Annotated in this window: 22 protein-coding genes; 8 read left to right on the top strand and 14 right to left on the bottom strand. The window is 56.4% G+C overall.

All coding sequences use genetic code 11. From position 1 onward, the window contains the following. Positions 1 to 62: 62 nt before the first annotated feature. The 6 genes from PG871_RS03345 to PG871_RS03320 are packed head-to-tail and all read left to right on the top strand — an operon-like array spanning position 63 to position 7,123. Complete coding sequence (locus PG871_RS03345) at positions 63 to 1,229, top strand: mandelate racemase/muconate lactonizing enzyme family protein (protein ID WP_270725937.1); 1,167 nt, start codon at positions 63 to 65, stop codon at positions 1,227 to 1,229. Between the two features lie 15 nt (positions 1,230 to 1,244). Continuing rightward, on the top strand, positions 1,245 to 2,117 hold the full coding sequence (locus PG871_RS03340; RefSeq protein ID WP_270725935.1) for a TRAP transporter small permease subunit: 873 nt from the start codon (positions 1,245 to 1,247) through the stop codon (positions 2,115 to 2,117). Further along, entirely contained in the window at positions 2,117 to 3,745 is a 1,629-nt protein-coding gene (locus tag PG871_RS03335; protein ID WP_270725934.1) for a TRAP transporter large permease, read from the top strand. Before PG871_RS03340 ends, PG871_RS03335 begins: the two co-directional genes overlap by 1 nt. Positions 3,746 to 3,757: 12 nt before the next feature. Next, on the top strand, positions 3,758 to 5,260 hold the full coding sequence (locus tag PG871_RS03330; protein ID WP_270725932.1) for a UxaA family hydrolase: 1,503 nt from the start codon (positions 3,758 to 3,760) through the stop codon (positions 5,258 to 5,260). Beyond that, positions 5,227 to 6,222, top strand: coding sequence for an NAD(P)-dependent oxidoreductase (locus tag PG871_RS03325; protein ID WP_333559661.1), 996 nt, complete (start codon positions 5,227 to 5,229; stop codon positions 6,220 to 6,222). Before PG871_RS03330 ends, PG871_RS03325 begins: the two co-directional genes overlap by 34 nt. Then, on the top strand, positions 6,215 to 7,123 hold the full coding sequence (locus PG871_RS03320) for a DMT family transporter (RefSeq protein WP_270725930.1): 909 nt from the start codon (positions 6,215 to 6,217) through the stop codon (positions 7,121 to 7,123). Before PG871_RS03325 ends, PG871_RS03320 begins: the two co-directional genes overlap by 8 nt. A gap of 45 nt (positions 7,124 to 7,168) precedes the next feature. Here the strand turns inward: PG871_RS03320 and PG871_RS03315 are convergent, their stop codons facing one another. From PG871_RS03315 to PG871_RS03250, 14 genes are all read right to left on the bottom strand, one after another. Then, positions 7,169 to 8,056, bottom strand: a complete 888-nt coding sequence (locus PG871_RS03315) for an FAD:protein FMN transferase (protein ID WP_270725927.1) — start codon at positions 8,054 to 8,056, stop codon at positions 7,169 to 7,171. Positions 8,057 to 8,285: 229 nt separating this feature from the next. Beyond that, entirely contained in the window at positions 8,286 to 9,215 is a 930-nt protein-coding gene (locus tag PG871_RS03310; protein ID WP_270725924.1) for a hypothetical protein, read from the bottom strand. 55 nt (positions 9,216 to 9,270) lie between these two features. Continuing rightward, positions 9,271 to 10,278: a hypothetical protein gene (locus tag PG871_RS03305; RefSeq protein ID WP_270725922.1), complete on the bottom strand. Its 1,008-nt coding sequence runs from the start codon at positions 10,276 to 10,278 to the stop codon at positions 9,271 to 9,273. A gap of 2 nt (positions 10,279 to 10,280) precedes the next feature. Then, positions 10,281 to 11,375 carry a hypothetical protein gene (locus PG871_RS03300; RefSeq protein WP_270725919.1) on the bottom strand — a complete coding sequence of 365 codons (1,095 nt, stop codon included), beginning with the start codon at positions 11,373 to 11,375 and terminating at the stop codon, positions 10,281 to 10,283. Further along, positions 11,372 to 12,184 carry a hypothetical protein gene (locus PG871_RS03295; RefSeq protein ID WP_270725916.1) on the bottom strand — a complete coding sequence of 271 codons (813 nt, stop codon included), beginning with the start codon at positions 12,182 to 12,184 and terminating at the stop codon, positions 11,372 to 11,374. The genes PG871_RS03300 and PG871_RS03295 overlap by 4 nt, the downstream gene beginning before the upstream one ends. A 12-nt stretch (positions 12,185 to 12,196) precedes the next feature. Next, the gene (locus PG871_RS03290) at positions 12,197 to 12,961 is read right to left on the bottom strand and encodes a hypothetical protein (protein WP_270725914.1); all 765 of its coding nucleotides are present in this window, start codon (positions 12,959 to 12,961) and stop codon (positions 12,197 to 12,199) included. 17 nt (positions 12,962 to 12,978) lie between these two features. Then, the gene (locus PG871_RS03285) at positions 12,979 to 13,755 is read right to left on the bottom strand and encodes a sulfotransferase (RefSeq protein ID WP_270725911.1); all 777 of its coding nucleotides are present in this window, start codon (positions 13,753 to 13,755) and stop codon (positions 12,979 to 12,981) included. After that, positions 13,752 to 14,744 (bottom strand): GHMP family kinase ATP-binding protein, encoded by a 993-nt coding sequence (locus PG871_RS03280; RefSeq protein ID WP_270725906.1) that lies wholly within the window; start codon positions 14,742 to 14,744, stop codon positions 13,752 to 13,754. The genes PG871_RS03285 and PG871_RS03280 overlap by 4 nt, the downstream gene beginning before the upstream one ends. Then, a complete protein-coding gene (locus tag PG871_RS03275) occupies positions 14,741 to 16,078 on the bottom strand; it encodes an HAD-IIIA family hydrolase (RefSeq protein WP_270725905.1) in 1,338 nt (445 codons plus the stop codon). Before PG871_RS03275 ends, PG871_RS03280 begins: the two co-directional genes overlap by 4 nt. Before the next feature lie 24 nt (positions 16,079 to 16,102). Further along, a complete protein-coding gene (locus PG871_RS03270; protein WP_270725903.1) occupies positions 16,103 to 16,720 on the bottom strand; it encodes a D-sedoheptulose-7-phosphate isomerase in 618 nt (205 codons plus the stop codon). A gap of 402 nt (positions 16,721 to 17,122) precedes the next feature. Continuing rightward, positions 17,123 to 18,622: a malonate--CoA ligase gene (locus tag PG871_RS03265; protein ID WP_270725901.1), complete on the bottom strand. Its 1,500-nt coding sequence runs from the start codon at positions 18,620 to 18,622 to the stop codon at positions 17,123 to 17,125. Beyond that, positions 18,619 to 19,917 carry a malonyl-CoA decarboxylase gene (locus PG871_RS03260; protein WP_270725898.1) on the bottom strand — a complete coding sequence of 433 codons (1,299 nt, stop codon included), beginning with the start codon at positions 19,915 to 19,917 and terminating at the stop codon, positions 18,619 to 18,621. The genes PG871_RS03265 and PG871_RS03260 overlap by 4 nt, the downstream gene beginning before the upstream one ends. 1 nt (position 19,918) lies before the next feature. Then, a complete protein-coding gene (locus tag PG871_RS03255; RefSeq protein WP_270725896.1) occupies positions 19,919 to 20,575 on the bottom strand; it encodes a GntR family transcriptional regulator in 657 nt (218 codons plus the stop codon). Positions 20,576 to 20,628: 53 nt separating this feature from the next. Beyond that, complete coding sequence (locus PG871_RS03250) at positions 20,629 to 21,015, bottom strand: YciI family protein (RefSeq protein ID WP_270725894.1); 387 nt, start codon at positions 21,013 to 21,015, stop codon at positions 20,629 to 20,631. 84 nt (positions 21,016 to 21,099) lie between these two features. On the opposite strand from PG871_RS03250, the gene PG871_RS03245 reads away from it, so the two are divergent. Further along, complete coding sequence (locus PG871_RS03245; RefSeq protein WP_270725892.1) at positions 21,100 to 21,969, top strand: fumarylacetoacetate hydrolase family protein; 870 nt, start codon at positions 21,100 to 21,102, stop codon at positions 21,967 to 21,969. After that, a complete protein-coding gene (locus PG871_RS03240; RefSeq protein ID WP_270725890.1) occupies positions 21,966 to 22,631 on the top strand; it encodes a malonic semialdehyde reductase in 666 nt (221 codons plus the stop codon). Before PG871_RS03245 ends, PG871_RS03240 begins: the two co-directional genes overlap by 4 nt. The last annotated feature ends 24 nt before the right edge of the window (positions 22,632 to 22,655 follow it).

Here is a 22,655-nt window from a genome sequence, read left to right as displayed (position 1 = left end):
CTGCTTCCCCTCGCGGCCGACAACACTCAGCAGGTTTCCTGCGGTAATGCACTGATAATCCCATGAAAATCACCAAAATCACCAGCCACGTCCTGCAATACGACATGCCGGAAGTGCTCGGATATTCGCAGCAATACTACGACAAACGCAGCGCGCATCTGGTCGAAGTCACCACCGATGAGGGCGTGACCGGTTGGGGCGAATGCTTTGGTCCGGGCAACGTGGCGCTGGCCAATAAGGCGATTGTGGAAACGGTGATCCAGCCAATGGTGCTTGGGATGGACCCGCTGGATCGCGATGTGATCTGGCACAAAGTTTACAATCTGCTGCGCGACCACGGCCAAAAGGGTATGCCGATGCAGTCGTTGTCCGGCGTCGATATTGCGCTGTGGGACATCGCGGGCAAGATTGCGGACCTGCCGATTTCGCAGATGATCGGCGGACGTCACCGCGAAGATGTGCCGGTTTACGGATACGGCATGATGCTGCGGCCTGAGAGTTTCGACAGCCTGCGGGCAAGATTTATCGACGAGGCCGCCGCGATCCGCGATGCCGGCTTTGTCGCGACAAAGATGAAAGTCGGGCTCGGTCCGAAAGAAGATGTCGCGCTGGCGGCAGCAGTCCGCGAAGGCGTTGGCCCGACGTTCAAATTCATGGCCGACGCAAATCACTGTTACACCACCAGCGACGCGCTTTATGTGGGCCGTGGGCTGGAAGAGTTGGACGCCTATTGGTTTGAAGAGCCTATCGCCCCCGAAGATCTGGACGGCTATCGCGAATTGCGCGCGCAGCTAAAGGTCAACATTTCTGGCGGCGAGGCGGAGTTCAACCGCTGGGGCTGGCGCAGCCTTTTGGAAGCGCGCGCGCTCGATATAGCCCAGCCCGAGGTCTGCGCCTTGGGCGGGATCAGCGAATATTTGCGGGTTTTGGCGCTGTGTCACGCCCATTTCACGCCAGTCATAAACCATGTGTGGGGCAGCGCCATAGCGGTGGCGACCAACTTGCAGTTGCTGGCCGCGATGCCGCCGTTGCCGGGAGGATTGCACCCTTGGGAGCCCATGCTGGAATTTGACACCACGGACAACAAATTCCGTGACAACCTGTTGCAAGAGCCGCTCAATATTCAGGCGCAGGTCAAAAACAACAACGGTCGGGTCAAAATCCCGACGGGCGCAGGGATCGGTGTCACACCGGACCGAGCGTTCATAGAACACCATAAGGTGGCATAGCGCGGGGAGGGCGTCGTGACCGACACAACAGAGAGATCACCGATCGTATCAACGGGGGCGCTGATTGAATGGCTTGTGCCATTTGCGTTCCTCGTCTGTGCGGGTTGGGCGGTGTGGCACACACCCGCCTACATCCTGAGTTTCATCCCACCCGCGAGCGACAGCCTCGTGGAGCAAATGAGCCAGCTGCATTATCGCAAGGACGTCACGCCGGATATGCCCGGTCTGTTTGGCGGGTATGCCGACATTCTGGACTGGCTGGCGTTGATTTTGCTGCCCATCATCTTTGTCATTGGCACGCGCACTATACGCGTCGCACCCATGGAGTTTCAGAACTGGCGCCCGATTGACCGCACCGCGCTGTTTGTCGGACGCATCACGATGATCCTGATCATCTCGATGACGCTGGTAATGCTCTATGAAGTGTTCCTGCGTTACGCCATTGAGGCGCCCACGCTGTGGGCCAACGAGCTGACACTTTGGTTTGCGGGATATGTGTTCCTGTTCTCAGGCCTTTATGCGATGCAGCAACGCTGTCACATCCGTATTTTTCTGCTCTATGACGTTGTGCCTCGTTGGGCGCAGCGGTGTTTCGACGTGATGGGGGCTGCGTTGATTGTGGTCTTCGCAGGCTTCCTGATCTTTGGAAGCTACAAACAGGTCTTCATCACCAAATTCTACAAGTGGGAGATGTTCGGCACAGCCTTTGATCCCCCCATTCCCGCAACCGTGCAGCCGATGATTTTGATCATCGTGGCGCTGATCGCAGTGCAGGCGGTGATCAACGTGATCTCGGACTGGAATTTGGAACCCGAGGTGCACACGGCCGCGGACGACATTGACCAGGAAGAGCTGGAAATTCTCAAGAAAAGCGTTGGATCAGACTAATGGATATTGGCACAATTTCACTTGTTCTGGTCTTTGGCCTGATCATCCTTTTGGCCATTGGCATGCCGCTTGGCTTTGCCTCTGCTGTGCTGGCACTTGTTGTGCTGGTGATGAAATTTGAACCCACGCTTTTGTTGCAGCCGTGGACCTTTGGCGAGGGCATGTTGACCAGCCGACCGGGCACCGGTGCGCTATATATTCTAACGCAGAAGATATTCGATCTGTTGACGGAATACGTGCTGATATCCGTGCCGCTGTTTATCTTTATGGCGGCTTTGCTGGAGCGCTCTGGCATCGCCAAACAGATGTACACCTCACTTGATTTCTGGCTCAGCCGTGTGCGCGGTGGCGTGGCGATTGTGACCTCGCTGATGGCGGTGATCATGGCGGCGATGTCGGGCATCATTGGTGGCGAAGTGGTTCTGCTGGGCCTAATCGCCCTGCCCCAGATGCTGCGGCTTGGCTATAACCAGAACCTCGCAATTGGTACGATCTGTGCATCAGGGTCTTTGGGCACAATGATCCCGCCGTCGATTGTTCTGATCATCTATGGTCTGATTACAGAAACCTCGATCAAGGCGCTGTTTACCGGTGCCTTTGTGCCGGGGTTCATGCTGGCGAGTTTCATCATTCTGTACATCGTGATCCGTACGCAGATCCGCCCCGAGGACGCACCGCTGCCGGACCCACAACCGGGTGATCCGACGGGCGTGCAGAAACTCGGCATGTTTGGCGCGTTTCTGTGTGTTATGGGCATGGGCTTTGGCTCGCTCCTGTTTCTCCGGGCACTCTATTTCACCTTGACTGGCATCAACGCAGATCCTGATCTTATTGCCGATCCGATCACACTTGGCATGGGGTATCACCTGATGCCTTTGGCGATCTTTGTGGCCGGCGCGGCGGTGATGGCGTTCCTTGTCTTTGGCCGCGAACGCACCAAAGCCGGCTGGGAGCATGGCAAAGGCCTTGTGCCGCCGTTCACCGTGATCGGCGTTGTGCTTGGCTCGATCTATGGCGGCATCACCGGCATCACCGAGGCCGCTGGCATGGGCGCATTGGCCGTGTTCATCATCGCAGTGGCGCGCGGCGAAGCGTCGGTGGCGCTGATCTGGGACAGCCTGATGCGCACGTTGCGCTCAACCGGTACGATCATCTGGGTCACGGTTGGTGCGGCGGCACTGGCGGGGGCGTATACGCTTGCGGGTGGGCCGAACTATATCGCCAACCTGATTGTGGGCAGCGAGATGCCGACGATGCTGGTCCTGCTGACGATGATGGTGATCCTGCTGTTTATGGGCGCGTTTATGGATTGGGTGGGCATTGTTTTGCTGATCATTCCGGTCTTCCTGCCGATTGTGAAACGACTGCCGATTGAGGAAATCGGGTTTATCGGCCAGCTGGCACCGCATCACGTTTCGATTTGGTTCGGGGTCCTGTTCTGTATGAACATGCAAGTCAGCTTCCTGTCGCCCCCCTTTGGACCGGCGGCGTTCTATCTGAAATCCGTGGCCCCGGCGCATATCTCTTTGACCGATATTTTCAAAGGCTTCTTGCCATTCATCGGAATTCAGATGACGGCCTTGGCAGTGCTGTTGATCTGGCCCAATATCGTCACTGTCTTGCTCTGAGAAAGGTCCGACATGTCGCTTGTGAAATTCGCTGACAGCGATACCGTCGCCGTCGCCACCACCCGTCTGGAAGTCGGCGCGGTGGTGGATGGCGTGACGGTCTCTGCGGCGATCCCGCGCGGGCACAAGGTCTGCGTGGTAGCCACAGCCAATGGCGCGGCGGTGCGCAAATACGGCCAAACGATCGGCTACGCGACCGAGGCGATTGAGGTGGGTGCACATGTTCACACCGACAACGTGGCCTTTCGCGGGGTTGCGGGCGACTATCGCTTTTCAACCAACCTTCACCCGCCAGCGTCGGCATCGAACATCGACCGCTTTATGGGCTATCGCCGCGAAAATGGCAGCGTAGGAACGCGCAACTATATCGCGGTCGTCACCTCGGTGAACTGTTCAGCCACGGCCGCGCGGATGATCGCGGCGGCGTTTGGGCCCGAGGAAATGGCGGCCTACCCCAACGTGGACGGCGTCGTGGCCTATGTGCATGGCACAGGGTGCGGCATGGCCGACTCTGGCGACGGATTTGAAGCCCTGCAACGCGTAATGTGGGGCTATGCGCGCCACCCCAACCATGGCGGTGTGCTGATGGTGGGGTTGGGCTGCGAGATGAACCAGATTGACTGGTTGTTGGAGGCTTACGGGCTGAAACACGGCCCGCTGTTTCAGACGATGAACATCCAGAACGTGGCTGGGCTGCGCAAAACGGTGGAGGCCGGAATAGCCAAGGTGCGCGCAATGTTGCCGCTGGCCAACGAGGCGCGACGCGAACCTTGTCCGGCCTCGGAGTTGAAAGTGGCGCTGCAATGTGGCGGCTCGGACGCGTGGTCGGGCATCACGGCGAACCCTGCCTTGGGGCACGCCAGCGATCTGCTGGTCGCTCAAGGCGGCACGACGGTCTTGGCGGAAACGCCAGAGGTTTATGGCGCCGAGCATTTGTTGACTGAGCGGGCGAAAGACCAAGCCACCGGTGAAAAGCTGATCGGCCTTATCCACTGGTGGGAGGACTACACCGAGCGAAACCGCGGCTCGATCAACAACAACCCATCGCCGGGCAACAAGGCGGGCGGGCTGACGACCATTTTGGAGAAATCTTTGGGCGCCGTGGCCAAAGCGGGCACCTCGCCGCTCAATGGTGTGCTGAAATACGCCGAACCCATCCGCGAGGCGGGGCTGATGTTTATGGACAGTCCAGGCTATGATCCGGCGTCTGTCACAGGGCAGATCGCCAGCGGATGCAATATCGTGTGCTTCACAACCGGACGTGGGTCCGCCTTCGGCTCCAAACCTGCTCCGACGATCAAGATCGCGACCAACAGCGAACTCGCCAGCAAGATGTCCGAAGACATGGACGTGGACGCGGGCACAATCCTGACAGGAGACACCAGTCTGACGGACAAAGGACGTGAGATTTACGAGATGATCCTCGCCGTCGCCAGCGGCACCGAAAGCAAATCCGAGGCGCAGGGACTAGGCGATTATGAATTCGTCCCCTGGCAAATCGGCGCGGTGATGTAAGCCGCGACAGACACTCCCATTCAGGTCGCGGCAAGCCGCCCCGACCGCACCAGAAGAAAAGGAACCGAGACATGAGCAAACCCAACATCGGATATATCGGCATTGGCCTAATGGGCAGCGCAATGGTGAAACGCCTACTCAACACTGGCTACAACGTCACCGTAACCGCGAACCGGTCGCGCCCTCTGGTGGACGAGGTCGTCGCCGCAGGTGCAACCGAGGTCTCCAACGCCCGCGAAGTTGCGGAAGCCAGCGACATTGTCATGCTGTGCGTGGCCACCAGCGCGCAAGTCGAAAGCCTGATGCGCGGGCCGGATGGCATCCTGGCGGGCCTGAAACCGGGCGGCACGGTTATCGACTTTGGCACCTCCCTGCCCGCTTCCACCCAAGCGCTTGGCGCGGAAACTGCCGCTGCCGGCAGCGCCTATCTGGACGCACCGCTGGGCCGTACGCCACAACAGGCGATTGACGGACTGCTCAACATCATGGGCGCAGGCGACAAGGCCGCGTTTGATAAGGTCAAACCGGTGCTCGACGATCTGGGAGAGAACGTTTTCCACCTTGGGCCACTTGGCGCGGGCCATGCCACCAAACTGATCAACAACTTCTTTGCGCAATGCATGGTCAACGGCCTGACCGAAGGCTTTGCGATGGCCGATAAAATGGGCATCGAACGTCAGGACCTTTACAACGTTGTGTCCTCTGGCCCGCTGCATTCGATGATGATGGATTTCATCGCCGGTTATGCGCTTAAGGGCGATGCCTCCAAGATGCAGTTCTCGATCAAGAACGCGACCAAAGACGTGGGCTACTATGTGCAGATGACCAAAGACGCGGGCCTTGAGACGCTGATGGGCGGCAACACGTTGGATGCGCTGCAAGGCGCGGTGGATGCGGGCATGGGCGAAAATCTTGTGCCCGAAGTGCTGGAACACTACGTGGCGCAATTCAAAAATGGCTAACACGCCCCAAGGCGCGGGTGGCCCGAGTGTGGCCACCTTCGCCGTGGGCTTAATGCTGGCGGCCAATGCCTTGTTTACTCTGACAGACACCTCGACAAAGTGGCTGTTGGCCGCAGGTTTTGGCGCTTTGCAATTGGCCTTTATGCGTTATGCGGTGCAATGCGCGATCACCTGTGTGACCGTGGCCCGAGGCGAGCGGGCATCGCTGCGCCTGCCACGCCGGATCTGGGGAGTGCTGTTTTTGCGCGCGATGATCCTTGTCGGGGCGACAATGGTTAATTTTTTCGCGCTGCGCTTCCTGTCCCTGACCGTGACCTCGGCGATCATGTTTTCAGCCCCGATATTTGTCTGCCTGCTGTCTGGCCCCTTGCTAGGCGAACACATCGGTGCGCGACAATGGGGCTTTGTCGGTATCGGTTTTGCAGGCGTTCTGGTGGTGATCCGCCCGTTTGATGCGCAGATGGAATGGGCTGCGGCTATGATGTTGATCCCCGCCTTGGGGATGGCGTTTTATTCGATTCTGACGCGCAAGCTGGCGGCGGATGTGTCGCCCGCAATTATGCAATTGGCGTTGGGGTTGGTTGGCACGGTCGTATTGGCCCCGCTGGCGATGGCGGTCTGGACCACACCCGACACACCACGTGAGTGGCTGCTGATGGGGGCCATCGGTACCTTTGCCTGGGCGGGGCACGAGATGCTGATCCGGGCACATAAAATGGCCGAAGCACATTTTCTGATGCCGTTTTCCTACAGCTATCTGATCTATATGGCGATCATGAGCGCGGTTGTATTTGGCGATGCGCCCGACCTGCCAACGGCGATGGGCGCGGGCCTGATCACCCTGTCAGGCATCCTGATCTGGCACCATCGGCGCCAGAGCGAGCGACGTGCCATTCAATAATCATCGTTCAGTCGGGCCACGCACCCCGCGCAGCGCGTTCACGTGTCAAATGGTCGAGACAACCTCGGCCCCCGCGAATTGTTCGACCATCTTTTCGGTCTTTTCAGGAGTCATAAGGCAGGCCGCGGTGGATAGGCCATCCGCCAGTGCCGCGGAAGGTGCCGCGATGCTGGCCAATGCCTGCACCGGCGCGCCGCCTTGAGGGTTCAGAATGTGGGACGCTCCATCGGGCAGGCGGAATCCGTCGGGTGCCGAGGTGGCCAAAGCGCGGTCTTTGAGCGTCAGTTTACGCACCAAAGTACCGTCCGGTGTGATCACGCCGACACGCCATGGTGCGCCTGTTTCACGTTCGCCAAGGGCTACAATTTCCCCCATATCGATCAACACGTTGCGCAGGCCACGCGCGACCAGAAGCGCCGCGATGCAATCGGTAATCGCGCCTTGAGCAATGCCATTGAGCGTCAATGCCATTCCGGGCCGCGCAAACGTCACGGCTTGGGTGTCAAAGCTGACATCTGACCAGCGCACCAACGCCGCTGCCTTGGTCAGATCGCCTCCTGTGGCATGGGCATTCCAAAGCACCTGTACCGTTGGATCAAACGCCCCGTCGCTGGCGCGATGCAGTTGATCCGCCAGACCGAGAACCTCCAGCAACTCTGGCGCAGGCGCAGCTAGCGTGCCCTCGCGGTTGAGACGAGTCAGCTCACTGTCGTGATATAGCGAGAATATCTTCTCCAGCCGATCCAGCTCCGCTTTGATCTCGGCAAAAACCCCTTCGGCCTCGGCTTGTGACAGTCCGGAAATCTTGAGGCTGGATTGCGCGCCAAGCGCGATGCCGCGCCATTCTGCCGGGGCTGCACTTGACGGGCCTGCGACGCTTGAAACAGCACAAGCGGAGATCGCAAGGAAACGACGGCGGTTCAAAAGACTCATGCTGGGGTCTCCAATGGTGCTTCAAGATCAACGGCGCCAAAGGCCGTTCTGTCCGGGGTAGCCTCGTGCGGTTTCACGAATATCATCCCAAAAGTACAATATCCCGCGCAGCCTTGCCAACTGCAACCGGGGCGCCGGCCAAAAGGTGCATGCGCACCCACAAAACCAAACCCTGAAGTCCGGATCCTACCCGACGCCGTTTAAGGAAATGGCGCGGATCGTCAGTTTTCTAAATCTTGAACTGCGTCGAGAACTCGGGGCCGGTCAGGCGGTCCCAATCGGCATCCCACTGAACGTTAAGGCGGGAAGGCACATCAAACGGTTGTTCGTCGACATCTGTCCCGATCTGGCGCGTGTGCCGCATCGCATCCTCGATGTTGGCCATCAACGCATCATGGAAAACGCCCGGCGCTTGCAGACCCATTTCCTTCAAGCTGATCTCCAACCGGCGGTTCATACGGCGCTTGAGATCGATAGTTTGCGGGCTAAGCGACCTGTTGAGCGCGCTTGGCGGTTGCCTCAGTCGGGTTAAATCGAGACCCATCGCCGCGAAAAGCTGACTGTGAGAGCTATCGTCGCCTTTGGGGTTGTAGGCGACCGCCTTGACGTTATCGGCGCCAAAGACCTCCATGAACCTCGACAAAACGTCACAATAAGACATGAACGGTTGCTCGGTTTGAGCGGTGGCATAGGCTCTGAATGCTTTGGAAAAATATCCGGCGCGAACCCGATTGGAAAAGTCGCTGCGCAGGTAGGAGCCGTGCGGGCGGAAACAGATCAGGATGGTTATTTCGTCAAAGTGCTTTCTGAGTTGGGCTTCAAACCCTGCAATCTTGCCGAAGTCGCCCTTCGCGAGTGTCTCTTCGGACATGATGAAGCGCTCAAAATCCGGCGCATCAGCCACAATGCCGGTCAGCCAATTGTCCAAATGTGCTTCGGGCTCACAGCCTTCGGGCAGTTGGATCAGCTTCTGCACATTGGCGGTCAACGAGAGTTGCACACCGGCCTGTAGATGGCGGTGCCGGTTCCCTACCGTGGGCGGCACGCAGTAGCCGTTGCTCGCAAGCCCATTGCGGTTCAGGTCGAGAATGCTTTGAAAGCTCGTCGTACCTGTGCGCGGATAGCCGCAATGCAAAAAGAGATGTCTTTTGGGTGCCATGGTGGGCTCACTGTAGTGCAGAAATCGAGATTTACCAGACCCTTATAAGGTGACATCATGCGCATTCAAGAGCCATACCTCTATCGGCATAGCGCGCCTTGAGGCTGTCTGCGAAACGGCTGCATTCTGTTTCAAGCCCCAGCCCTGCAGCCTTTGCATGGGCCTTTTTGCGCATCTCAAAGGCCGCGCCGGTCCAATTTTCGATCGCCCACTCGATTTGCGTTCGATACGCGTCGACGTCCCCCCAGGGGACCAACGCGCAGTTCTCTGAAAAATCGCAGTAGAACCGGTTGCCGAAAGCGTCTGGTGTTATGACGAGCTGACCAGCGGCCATTGCTTCAAGTCCCGGAAGATACAGACCTTCTTCCGGCAACGGTGTTCCTAGGAACAGGCTGGACTTCTTGTAGTTGTTTTGCAGTTTTTTCCAGCTGATGCCGGTCGACGACACCCGAACCTTTTCCACACGCGGATCTTGGTTGAAGGGACGAACAATTTCGCGGCCCAAGTCGCCTTTGAACGTGTTAAAATTGATCATGATCGGGTCGTCTTGTTGAGGCGCAGAATCGAAGGCCGCAAAATCAAATCCGTGCGGGATCAGCTCCATGTCGTCAGGGTGATCGACAAAGGGCGCTACGGAGTTGACCACTTCCTGCGTGATGCAAATCCGGTGCAAAGGTTTGGGCAACAGGCGATAGGAATAGCCGTTGTCAAACGCGGTGTTGGACAGGCGCACGTTTTGCAGCAAGTGGATATACGGCATATTGCGACACCCGGCAGCGGCATACAGCGTGCTTAGGCGTTCGTGACTGGAAGGCAGAGTGAAGAACAAAATGTCGGTGTCTTTAGGGTCCAACGTCGCGCTGTCGCAAATCCGGATAGTGCCGCCATATTGCTGGAAGTAGGGCTTTTTAAACAGCGCACTGGATAAGTTTTCAAAGTGAAAGTCATTGCAGCAAAACACAACTTCCAGATTTTGCCGTGCGGCATGCACCGCATAGTCCAACACTTTTGCAATGCCTCCAACGGGTTTATCCGTGGGCACAAAAAATACCATTCTCATCATTACTACAGACCTCCAAACACAGATGGGTTCTCAAGAAGTTGGCGATTCCAATTGCCAGCGCGCTCCAGATCAGGGGCAAATGTACCCGCTAGCGCGTCGTCGATAAAGGCCTCCAGCTTTGCCGCGTTCGGCGCATCCTGTGACGTGGCCCCCGGATACCCCCCCCAAAACGCATCAAGGCCCGTGCCGGCGTTGCCAAAAATCGCTGCGCCGCTGCCAACCGCCTGTATTAGGCGGGTCGACGTCGAATTGACCCTTTCATCATTAACGATCGACCAATCCATGACCCCGGCGCAGCGCTCCAAAAGCGACACATGAGCCGGATAGGACAAGGATTTGATCCGCCGCACATTGGGTATCTGGATCAGTTGCGAAATCGCCAGGCTTTCCGGATCTTCGTGGTGTTTGAGCGGAGACATCAGCACCGCTTTGACATCACTTTTGGTTTCCATCAGCTCTGCCATAGCATCCAGAAACGGAGTGTTTTGTGTCCATTTCTGCGCGCTGGAGAAAAACAGGATATGGTCGCGCTTTGGCGGCTCGGGGCTATCAGAGGGCGGTGTCAGCGGGCAGAAAGCGTTTGTCACCACATCTTTTTGGTCAGCCAGATCACTTTCAAACAACAACCGGTTTTTTTCACCGTTCACCAGAACCCTGTCTGCAAATTTCAGGAACGTCTGATGGCGGCGCTTGGCGGTGGCAATCTGGGTGGCGTCGGCCTTGCCGCTGCGCAGCTCCAGCTCTTTTGGCGCGAGGATATCATAAACAACGGTGTGGCGTTTGATCGCCGGGGACAGCATGCCGGCCATCTCTGGCTGACTGAACACAAAAACCGAAGGCGGCTGCCGGTTGAGGAAATCCTTCACCCGAGCATCATCAATCACCAGAAAATCGCGATGCGCCGTCAGGTTGCTTGTGACTTGCGGTCCACGACACAACAGGTCGTAGCGTGACCGCAGCATAAGATATTGAACCTGATCAAAATGTGGCCGCGCCTGAAAAGCAAGTTGCTCTGCACGCAATCCCGGCGCGCGCACCACATTTGACACCAGCGCCGGAAACATATTGCAAACGATAAAGCACTTCATAACGGTCATCCAAGCTCATAGGTCAGCCCGGCCAGTACAGACTGATCCGGAAGGGTGCCGATGGCATTCACATTCAAAAGGTTCACAGGCCGGCGAGCCGCCAAAGCCACGCGACGATGGATCAGCTCCATCGGGATGTCACCATTCACGATGGCCGGACACACCAAAAGCGTGGCCTGCGGATGGGCACTTAGCGTGGCTTCAATCTCTTCGGGGGCGGCAATCAGGGCATCGGGCGGCATCATCTCGGCGCCTGAAACCACTGCATCCGTCACATCAAAACAACAATCGATCAGACCGAGTGCGCTCTTGGACCCTGCCACCACAGGTGAAAACGGAAAGGTGTTGACGGCGCGCATCTTGATCGCAAATTTTATCAGCGTCGGTTTGGCAATCTTGTCAAAGCCCGCAGGTGCCGGCAGCGATCCCCATGGGGTTTCTTTCAGTGCCGCAAACAACGACGGTTCGAGCGTCAGCCCACCGTTAAAGAACCCGATCCACGGGGCGCGAAAAAAATGCGGATCCACGTCACCCAGACAGACAATCCGATCCCACGGCGTCAGGCACAGGCGACCGTGCTGAATGTGCATAATCAGGTGTGTCAGATCGACACCGGAGGTCAGAACAAAGACCGTCGGGAGCTGGTTGATCGCCAGAAAATCACGATCCGACAAGCCGCGCAGCCCAGCCACAACCAATCGGGTCGCAAACCGCAACGATTTTTGGAACGAGGCGGGGTCCTTCCAATCAACCGGGCTGACGTTGGGTTGGGTCAGCTTGCGGACAACTGCATCTGGACCGATGAACACACAGGACATAAGGCGCTCCGTCTAGTTGCGGTTCTTGCGGGCCACGGCACGCGCAATCGACTTTGCCGACGTTAATTTCTTGCCCGCCCAGCTTGTCGAGAGCCGGCCTTCGAACAGGCGGGTGAACACCTCTTCATCGCCAACTTTCTCGTCAAACATTTTAATTTTGAGCATCTCGAGAACGTCATCAAATTTCATGTCCTGAAAATACTTGTTTGACAGATGCGGCTGCAATCTGTCCTCAAACAACGTGTCAAAGACGTCCTGATCCGCAACACCATCGTCAAACATCTTGATCTTGATAGCTTCGATAAGCTCTTCAAGTTCGCTTGGCCCGAGGTTTTTTCCCGCCAAACCTTTTTGGGCCTGTTCATCAAACAGCAAATCGAATGTCGTCTGATCTTCGAGGCCATCTTCAAAGGCTTTGACTTTGAGCGCCTGGGTCAACTCCTCAAGTTTGGCACCGCTGAGAAGTTGTTTTGACAGATGCTCCTGTAGGCGGTCTTCAAACAAAAGGTCGTATACCGATTGATCCGGAATGCTCTCGTTGAACATCTTGATTTTGAGCCCTTCGATCAAATCGGCCAATGGCAATTCAAAGGGCTTGTTGTCTCGTGTGCCCGTCTTGTTCACTTCTTTGAACTGGAGTTTGACCGGCAACTTACCTGCAAGGGCAACCGCTTGAAGGCGGCTTACCGGGTCCACTGCTGGAAACACCGGAAGGGTGACAACTTCTGCCTGGACCATTTTGCCCGGCTTTGGATCGGCGTCTTCGGGTTTTGTCATCACAGGACCTTTGTCGGTTATTGCAGCGAAATGTGGGTGTCCAGACGGGCCCACAATTTATCGGCGGTTTCTTTTACGGCCGGATCAAGCGGCAGATCGTCAATTTCTTTGCCCTGAAAGACCTCGGGCCTGAAAGTCTGGCTGAGCGGAATTGGGTCCAGACCGACCCCGAACGCGTCGTTCATTTCCCCAATGATCGAGATTTCCTTGGGCATTTTGTCGATCCGCACCACCATTCTGTCGGCATCGCGGGTTTCCAGAAAGGTCAGAAGATTGGCCATGTAGACGCACCAGTTGGCGCAGACACCATTATAGTCCAGCGAATACTGCTCAACGCTTTGGTCAAGGCCCAGTTGCTGGCGGGAATAGATATCCAACACGTGGCGTCGCACGATGGAATCCACACAGGTGGTATAGTGGCGCAAACACACCAGATATTTTGGGTCCGGCAGCAGTGAGTGCCAGAAGTCCAGCAAGATACAGGTGCGGGGGTCTTTGAAGCCCCACAGATCATACTGTGCGTTGCGGCGCGACACCAATTCCATCGCGACTTGCCGTATCTCGGGGCGGATCACCGGCACCAAGTCATGGGGCATGTCCCACCGCGCAAGGTTTGTCTGGAGAATGGCCTCGTTGACTTGGAAAAAGTTCTTGTCCTCAAAGTGGCCAAAGGGGTTGGAAGGCTTGGCGCCCAACAACGTATCACCAAGAAACAGGCCTGCCGCCTGACAGTTCTGAGACAAAGCCGAGGTGCCGCTGCGGTGATACCCCAAGATGACTATTTGTGAACTCATGCTGCGTCCAAAGTGTCCTGATCGTTATAAATCACCGTAGTACCGGCCATATCCATCTGTACTGTATCAACTTTTTCACCGGCGAGAGCGTCGCGCACCGCATCCCGGTTACCGGGTGCGTGTAGCAAAAGGAAGCCCGCACCGCCAGCGCCCAGCAATTTGCCGCCCCGCGCACCGGCCGCCAAGGCCCGGTCATAAAGCGCATCAATTTCGGGGTTGGACACGTGCGGAGACAGGCGCTTTTTACGCTCCCAACCATCACGCAGGTAATCACCCAGCACATCCGGGTCGGTTGCAATGCATTCGGTCAGATCGCGCGCTTGCTGCGCCATTTCCTGCAAGTTCGCATTCAACTGCTCAGAGCTTGTGACGTGTTTTTGCTGCTCAGTCAGCATTTTGGACGCTGACCGGCTGCCGCCGCAATAGACCATCAACAGGCTGTCCTGTAACCGCGATCCGGCTTTGTCGTCCAACAGAACCGGCGAAGCTGTGACCTTGCCATCGGTGGCAAATTCGATCTTTTTCAAACCCGGAAGCGCGCACCCATATTGGTCCTGCTTGCCAATGGGTTCGCCCAGCCGATTGATTTCCACGTCACAGGCGGCTTCGGCAATGTCGAGCTGCGAGCGGGTACGACCGGTATAGGTGTCGCACAAGCGCAGCAATCCGCAGGTAAACGCAGACGAGGAGGCCAAGCCGGTGCCCGCCGGGATATCGGCGGCGCTGGCGAAATCCACACCGTTGATATCATACATGCCAAACACCTCGCGGATGATCGGGTGCTGGATCTCGTCGATCGATTTCACCGTCTCGGTGCGGGAATACTTGATGTCGGATTGGCGGTCGTGGAAGCCCTTGTGGAGGGACAGATAGGAGTATTTCTTGAAGGCCATCGACAAAACGCACCCGCCGAATTTCTCAAAGAAATAGGGAAGATCGGTCCCGCCGCCGACAAAGCTGATCCGAAATGGCGTGCGTACAACAATCATTCACTCATATCCTCTTTAATCCACTCCCACGCCGAAGCGAGGTCAATTGCCACATACTTGGCAGGATGCGCATCGCGCGCATCCTTCGGTAAATCCTTCTCGCCATTTCGGTGCACAAGCACTGGTATTGCACCCGCAGCCTCCGCCGCCACAAGGTCGCTCAGCCGATCACCGACCATATAAGACCGAGAAAGATCAATATTGTAGCGCTGCGCCGCTTTTAGCAGCATTCCCGGCGCCGGCTTGCGGCAAGTGCAAACCCGCTTGAGCGCGGCCACTTCTCCGTCAAATCCGGTCTCAGGATGATGTGGGCAAAACAGCAAATCATCCAAAAACGCATGATCCTCGACCAATTGGCGGTCCATCTCGGCGTGTACAGCGTCAAGGTCTTCAAATCCGAAGAACCCTTTGGCGAGGTCCGGTTGATTGGTGATGCCAATCGTCAAAAAGGGCGATTGGTTGATGCTGGCAATCGTGCTGCCAACCGCGGGCAGAACCTGCATATCATCCGGCTTGTGAACGCCGTTGATTTCACGGTTGATCACACCGTCACGATCCAGAAACACGGCCCGCTGCGGATTACGCATGGACCGCGCCGCCACGCTGCCGCTTAGGATGTGGCGCTGCGCCTTTTGCAGGCGCGCAGGCGTGCCAATGTCCTTCATGTATTCCGCTGACCGGTAAGCATAAAGTTCGTAGCCATCCGCGACTGCCTTGGGAAACACGTCGCGGCCCCAGTCAAACAGCTCTTCGCCTTCAGGGATGGCCTCAAAGACGTCCGGTTTCAGATAATACAGCCCTGCATTAACGAGATTGCGTGTGCGCAGATCTTCGGCATGCGGTTTGTTAAGGAAAGCAGCAATGCGTGGGCTGTCAGGGTCAGTGACCACCAAATCACTGTCATGGGGGTGATCATTGGGATGCACAACAAGCGTGCCGTGACCGCCATTTTCACGCGACTGCTCTACAAAACGCGCGATATCCACATCGCAAACCACATCACCATAAAGCAGCACAAATTCATTGCCCAACATCGGAAGCGCAGCACACGTTGCCCGTGCCGTGCCCAAAGGCTCTTCTTCGACGCTATAGCTGATCTGCACGCCCCATTTGGACCCATCGCCAAAATGGGCCTCGATGACGTTGCTTTGATAACCCGTCAGGAAAACGAGATTGGTGAACCCCTGATCGCGCAATTGCACCACGTGGTGTTCCAGCAGCGGCGTGCCAAGCACTTCAACCATCGGCTTAGGAATTCCGTCCAGACCAAGACGCGTGCCTTTGCCGCCGAGCAAAAGAGCTACGGCGATAGAATGTTTCTCAATTGTGTGCATTGACCGTGGCCCCCAAGCCCCGATTTAGTCTCGCCCGTCCCGGGCGTTGGAAATTTGCTGCACCATCACATGCAGCAACGCAGAGTGCGCGTCTTCAACAACGCCATAGTTGTCAAATGGGACATGCAATGAAATGTCACTGTCGGTTTTGAGACCACCGCCGCTGAACCCGGACAGACCAATCGTCGTCGCGCCGATTTCCTTGGCAGCAGCTATCGCTTGCACAATGTTCTTGGAGGTCCCCGAAGAGGACACCGCCAGCAGCACATCCTGCGGCTTCATACGGGCCTTCACCTGAAAAGCGAACACACCTTCAAAGCCAAAATCGTTCGCGACAGCGGTGTAAAGCGCGACGTTTTCCGTCATCGAAACCGCCAGGACCGTCGGGTGATCTTCGTGGTAGGTGCCTTTGACAAAGTCGCACACCAAATGATCACAAATTGCAGCAGACCCGCCGTTGCCAGCCAAATAAAGGGTCCCGCCATTTTCGGCGCATGTCTGGATCGCGGCGATTGCAGATGCGAGCGCGTCACCGTCCACCGAGCGTAATCCGTTGCTCAGCGATTCGGCGTAGTCTTTTAAGTAATCTTGCGGGGAAGAGCCGCCAAAAACGATGTTTCGAAAACGAGGATCAATAGACATTACAGTCACCCTAAACACCTGGAACATAGCTCACTTGAGCGAACTAATAACCAATCAAAAACCAAAATCAATACAATACTCAGGCAGCATCCTAGCAGAACAACGGAAGCATTGCATGTAGTTATAGTCGCAGGATATTTGAGCGTTTTCTGTCGAGAGAATGCTTGGCCTCAGACGCGTAATGGCACATGAAACATCCACCCAGACAGGCGTGATCGAAGGTTGAAGCGCTGAATTTTTATCGCAATCCGGGCCCTAAGTCCGGAGCGGCAAAAAAATCTGTGACAACAAGCCGCATACTCTCCGAAAACAACGCGAACCTTGCCTTTCCCGAGCCACTTCGCTCGAGGTGGCACTGGGCTTGCCGATTGCCAATGAGGCGCAAATTCAGGAATGGGCGGGCTAGGACCCGTAAGTCTCTCTCAAAACGTTCTTTTGCACTTTGCCCATCGTGTTTCGGGGCAACGCCTCGAGCAGCAGGTATTCGCGCGGGTGCTTGAATCGGGCCAATTGTGTTTGCACGCGGTCTTTCATGGCTTCAATCGTGAGCGTTCCACCTTGCTCCGCAACGATCGCGGCAATAACGCTCTCGCCAAAGTCCGGGTTCGGGACGCCAAAAACTGCGCTTTCGTTGACTTCCGGCATGTCGTTGAGAACATCCTCGATCTCTTTGGGGTAGATGTTGTAGCCACCTGAAATGATCAGGTCTTTGGAGCGACCGACGATCGAAATCCGCCCATCCTCGCTTTGTACACCCAGATCGCCGGTCAGGAAAAACCCACTCGCCCGCAGTTCTTCGGCGGTCTTTTCCGGCATGTTCCAATAGCCTTGGAAAACATTATCCCCGCGCACTTCAATCATGCCGATCTCTCCAAACGGCTGGGTCGCGCCCGTGTCCGGATCCGTAATCTTCACCTCTGTGCCAGCCAGCGGATAGCCAACGGTGCCGGCAATGCGCGCGCCATTCAGAGGGTTGGAGGTGATCATGTTGGTCTCGGTCATGCCGTAGCGCTCAAGGATGCGATGACCCGTGCGCTCTTCAAAATCACGATGGGTTTCGGCCAATAGGGGCGCGGAGCCAGACACAAAGAGGCGCATGTTCTGAACGCAGTCTTTTGTGAATCGCGCATCGGCCAAAAGTCGGGTGTAAAACGTCGGCACGCCCATCAGGAGTGTAGAGTGAGCAACTTCGCCCAAGATGGTGTCGATATCAAAGGCCGCGCACAGCCGCACTTCTGCCCCTGCCAGCAGCGAGGTGTTCATTGCAACGAACAATCCGTGCGTGTGAAAAATGGGCAAAGCGTGAACAAGCCGATCGTTGCTGGTGATCTCCCACAATTCTGTCAGCGAAACGGCATTGGACAGAAGGTTCTTATGGCTGAGCATTGCACCTTTGGAGCGGCCTGTTGTGCCCGACGTATAAAGCAAGGCCGCCAGATCATCCGGTCCCCGTTCAACGGCTGTAAAGCTGGTCGGCTTGTCATCAGCTGTGCGGCTCAGGCTGCCGACATCGCCGCCCAAAGTCAAAACAGGCGTGCCGCGCGATTTTGCCAGTGCGCCGACGGTCGCTTCGTCTTTGCTATCGCACACAATCAAACTGGGGTCCGCGTCTTCAATGAAGTATTCCAATTCGGCCTGCGTATAGGCCGTATTCAATGGCAGGTAGACCGCGCCTGCCTGCACGGCGGCCGCATAAAGCGCAATTGTGTCGCTGAGTTTTGGCGCCTGCACAAGGATGCGGTCACCGGATCGAACGCCAGCATCAGACAAGGTGTGGGCCAATTGCGCGGCCCGTTTGAGAAACGCGTCATAGCTCAGCGTTGTGCCGTCATCGCAGTGAAGAAACGGCGCGAGGTTTCCAACATGTGGTGCGAACAATGCATCATATAGGGTGTTGGTCATGCGGTTGCTTCCTTGGTTTTTGAGACGAACGCGGCACTGGCCAGAGATTGCACGGAACGGGATGCGGCAATGGTGGCGTGTGTTGCGAATTCTTCGTGGTTTTGTTCAGTGACTTTCAAATCGTAAAGGTAGTTGACCATCGCGCCGCTTGATTGCGCCATGCCGTTGGCAGAGGTGTCGGCGCCCGCGTGGATGTCGTGTACTTCGGCGCCGTTTCCAAGATGAAACCGGGCAACAGGGTCGATTGGCACCCCGTCTTTGCGTTTGGCTGTCAGCAGATACCGCGCCGTCATTGCGCGCTGATCTTCCGGTCGGGCCGTCCCTGCAAGGATGGCCTCTGCAATATGCCCGTGGGCCTCGTCATCCCTTTGGGTTTCCAGCCAACGGTTCAAACCGGGGATGGGCGACAAGGTCACATAGGTCTGGATACCTGAAAGATCCAACGCCAGTTCGCTGACCACCTGCTTGATCAGGAAATTGCCAAAGCTGATCCCTGCAAGTCCCTTTTGGCAGTTCGAAATCGAATAGAACACGGCCACTTCCGCCCGATCTGCGTCAAGCGGGTCGCGCTGTTCGGACAACACTTCATCGATCGAACCGGGGACGGTGGCGGTGAGGGCAACTTCGACAAAAATAAGCGGCTCATCCGGCATTGAGGGATGAAAGAAGGCAAAGCATCTGCGGTCCGGCGGATAAAGCCTGCGACGCAAATCTTCCAAGTCGCTGATTTGGTGGACCGCTTCATAGGCCACAACCTTGTCCAGAATTCGGGCGGGTGTGTCCCAACTGATTTGCTTCAACACCAGAAAGCCGCGGTTAAACCAACTGCGCAGCAAATGCACAAAATCAAGATCCGTGCGCCGCAGATCGGGATGCGTTTTTAGAATACGCAAGAGATCCACACGCATCGCGACCAAATCTTGGGTTGCGCCGGTTGGTTGGTTCAGGCGACGCAACAATTCCTGCCGGCGCGGCTCTGCAGCGGCGCTCAACGCCTTGAACGCATCGATGTTGTGTTCTTTGGCGTATTGAGACGCAAGATCGGAAACCTGATTGGCGTCGATGTCCAATGCGTCGTTCAGGTATTTGAAAAACGCGACTTTGTCGTCTTCGCTTAGGGCGCGGTAGCGATCCAAAACGGTGGACGCCAATTGAAATCCGGACACTTCGCCCTCGGCGGACAGCAGTGCCTCACAAAGTTCGGTAATGGAGCGGGCGTCGTCTTTGCCGTGCATCTGACCGCGGCGGTCGAACAATTGTGACAGTAGATCGCCTAAAAACCAGTTTCGTTGCATGTTAGCCGTCCATTTGACTGCTGAGGTATTCACCGGTGCTGCGGTAATGGTCGATGAGGTGGGCCGTTGCGGCATCCGCATCGCGATTGAGCGCCGCATCTAAAATATTCTGGTGCTCAGCGGCGATGTCACGTTTCTTATAGCTTGGGCCACCCGCAGCCAGATAGCGGTAGCGGATGTTGAGGTCATAAAGCTGCGAACAGTAGCGCTCGAGCATTGGCAGATGAGCATTGTCCAAAAGCGCCATGTGAAAGGCCTTGTGCGCGTCTTCAAAATCCGGCGCCTTGCGCAGGCCTGCGCGCTGCATGTGGTGATGGCGCAGCACCAAGCGGTCTTCCCATTCGGCATCGGCATTGCGGATTGATGCGCGCAAGGCCGTTTCTTCAAGCGTGCAGCGCAACATCAGGATCTCTTCGAAGTTGGCTTTGCCGACAGGTGCTGCGCGAAAGCCACGCTGATCAATCCGTTCCACCAACATGTCAGATGTCAGCAGACTGAGCGCTTCACGAACAGGGCTCGCTCCGGTCTCCAAAAGCTTGCGCAGCTGCTCGATCTTAAGCTTGTCGCCCGGCGGCAACTCACCCGTGAGTATCAGCTCGCGCAGCTTCAGATACGCCCCGTGAGTGGCTGAGGTTTCTTTGCTGTCTCTGTCAGGCATAACGTTCATAATCGCATTGTCCCCGAATTGCTGCTTATCGCGTGCAAGACCCTTTAACTTAGTGTGCTCCCGCCGGTCGAGAGCCCGACCGACAAGTTAAGAGAGCCTTCGTTTATCAGCCAGCGACGCAGCACGAAACTGCGCGCGCCACTTTTGTGCATAGGGTCATTTTCGGCCAACTGCCGCGCGGCCTCCAAACTGTCGGCGCGATAGATGATCAGGCCGACCCCCTGCATATGCTCTCCGGTTTCATCCGACATCGGGCCTGCAAAGGCCAGTTGTCCCGCACGTTCCAGATCCGCTTGATAAGCAAGGTGGTTTGCAAGCGATGCCTTCACATCTTCCGGTGATTTTGCCGGAGTACTGTGCGCAACGAACAGCTCCAATGCCAAAGCGCCCCGGCTCTTTGCTTCTGATTTGTAGTCCGCCCAAGCAACCATTTTGCCTCTCCAAAAATATCGATATTATTTGACATATGACAAAATAGTCGTCAGAAATCAAGAGAACAGACGAGGATGACGACAATGAAATACCTGGTGGGCGAGACGACAGAAGGCACTTCTGTTTTTGCTGTAGACGGAGAGAATGCCGTTAATTTAACGGCTTTGGACAGTTCTGTGGGTGCGGACCTGATGGGTGTGATCTCACAGCCGGGCCTTGCCGACTCACTTTCAGAGAAAATCGCAGCCGCGCCTAAGGTCGCCGTTGATTCGATCACGCCGGCTTTGCCCGTCGCGGCGCCTGGTACGATTATCTGCATGGGGCTGAACTATACTGACCACATCAAAGAGGGCGGCTACGATATTCCAGAATATCCCGCTCTGTTCATGCGCGGCAAAAATTCGATCATGGCTGCAGGTAAGCCGATGGTGCGCCCGTCTTGTTCCGAACAACTCGATTATGAAGCCGAACTGATGCTGATCGTCGGTAAAGGTGGGCGACACATCTCCGAAGCCGACGCGCTTGATCACGTCTTTGGCTACACAGTGTTCAACGACGGATCGGTGCGCAACTACCAGCGCAAAACCCATCAATGGACACCGGGGAAGAACTTTGACGACACCGGCGCCATTGGCCCGTTCACAGTCACACCTGATGAAGTTCCCGAAGGCGCGGCCGGTCTCAAGATCGAGAGCCGCGTTGGCTCCGAGATTTTGCAAAGCTCCAACACCGCCAATATGATTTGGGATGCGCGCAAAGTGATTGCGACAATTTCGGAATACACCACACTTGAGCCCGGCGATTTGATTGCCCTGGGGACCCCTCCTGGCGTTGGACATGCGAAAAAGCCCAACCCACGCTGGCTCAAACCAGGTGAGACCGTCGAGATTGAAATCGAAGGCATTGGCATTTGTGCAAGCCCCATCATCGATGAAAAGGCTGCTGCAGAATGAATGCCCCAACAGGTGCAAAACTGGACGCGTTGCGCGCCCAAGCTCAGCAAGAGCATCGCGACCTGCGTGGTCGTATCGGACGACTGTCCGGCGATGCGATCGATCTGATTTTGCGTCAGGCGCGCTCGCATTACGCTTGGACGGACAAACCCATTCCGGATGGTTTGCTCGAAGAGATCTACGACATCACCATCAACGGCGCGACCAGCATGAACACATTGCCGGCGCGGTTTGTGTTTGTGAAAACGCCTGAGGGCAAAGCGCGACTCGCCAAGTCGCTAAAACCACAAAACGTGCCCAAGATGATGGGCGCGCCAGTCACTGCCATCATTGCGCAAGACATGGATTTCTGGAAAGAACTGCCGTTTCTGTTCCCACATGAGGACCGCCGCCACCTGTTTGATGGCAAGCCGGATTATGTAGAGGACACGGCCGACCGAAATGCCACGCTGCAAGGTGCCTACTTCATGATCGCCGCTCGCGCGGTCGGGTTGGATGTCGGTGCCATGTCGGGCTTTTCCAACAAGATCGTCGACGAAGAATTCTTCGCAGGCACAACTCTGAAATCCAACTTTCTTTGCAACATTGGCTACGCGGATGAAACAGCGTTGTTTCAAAAATTGCCGCGATTCGCCTTTGACCAAGTCTGCACATACGCCTGAGGGGGGACCACCGTGGCCATTCGA

It is taken from the genome of Shimia sp. Alg240-R146 (assembly GCF_947331465.1).
Lineage (GTDB): Bacteria > Pseudomonadota > Alphaproteobacteria > Rhodobacterales > Rhodobacteraceae > Shimia.
This window is presented reverse-complemented; position numbering and strand designations above follow the sequence as displayed.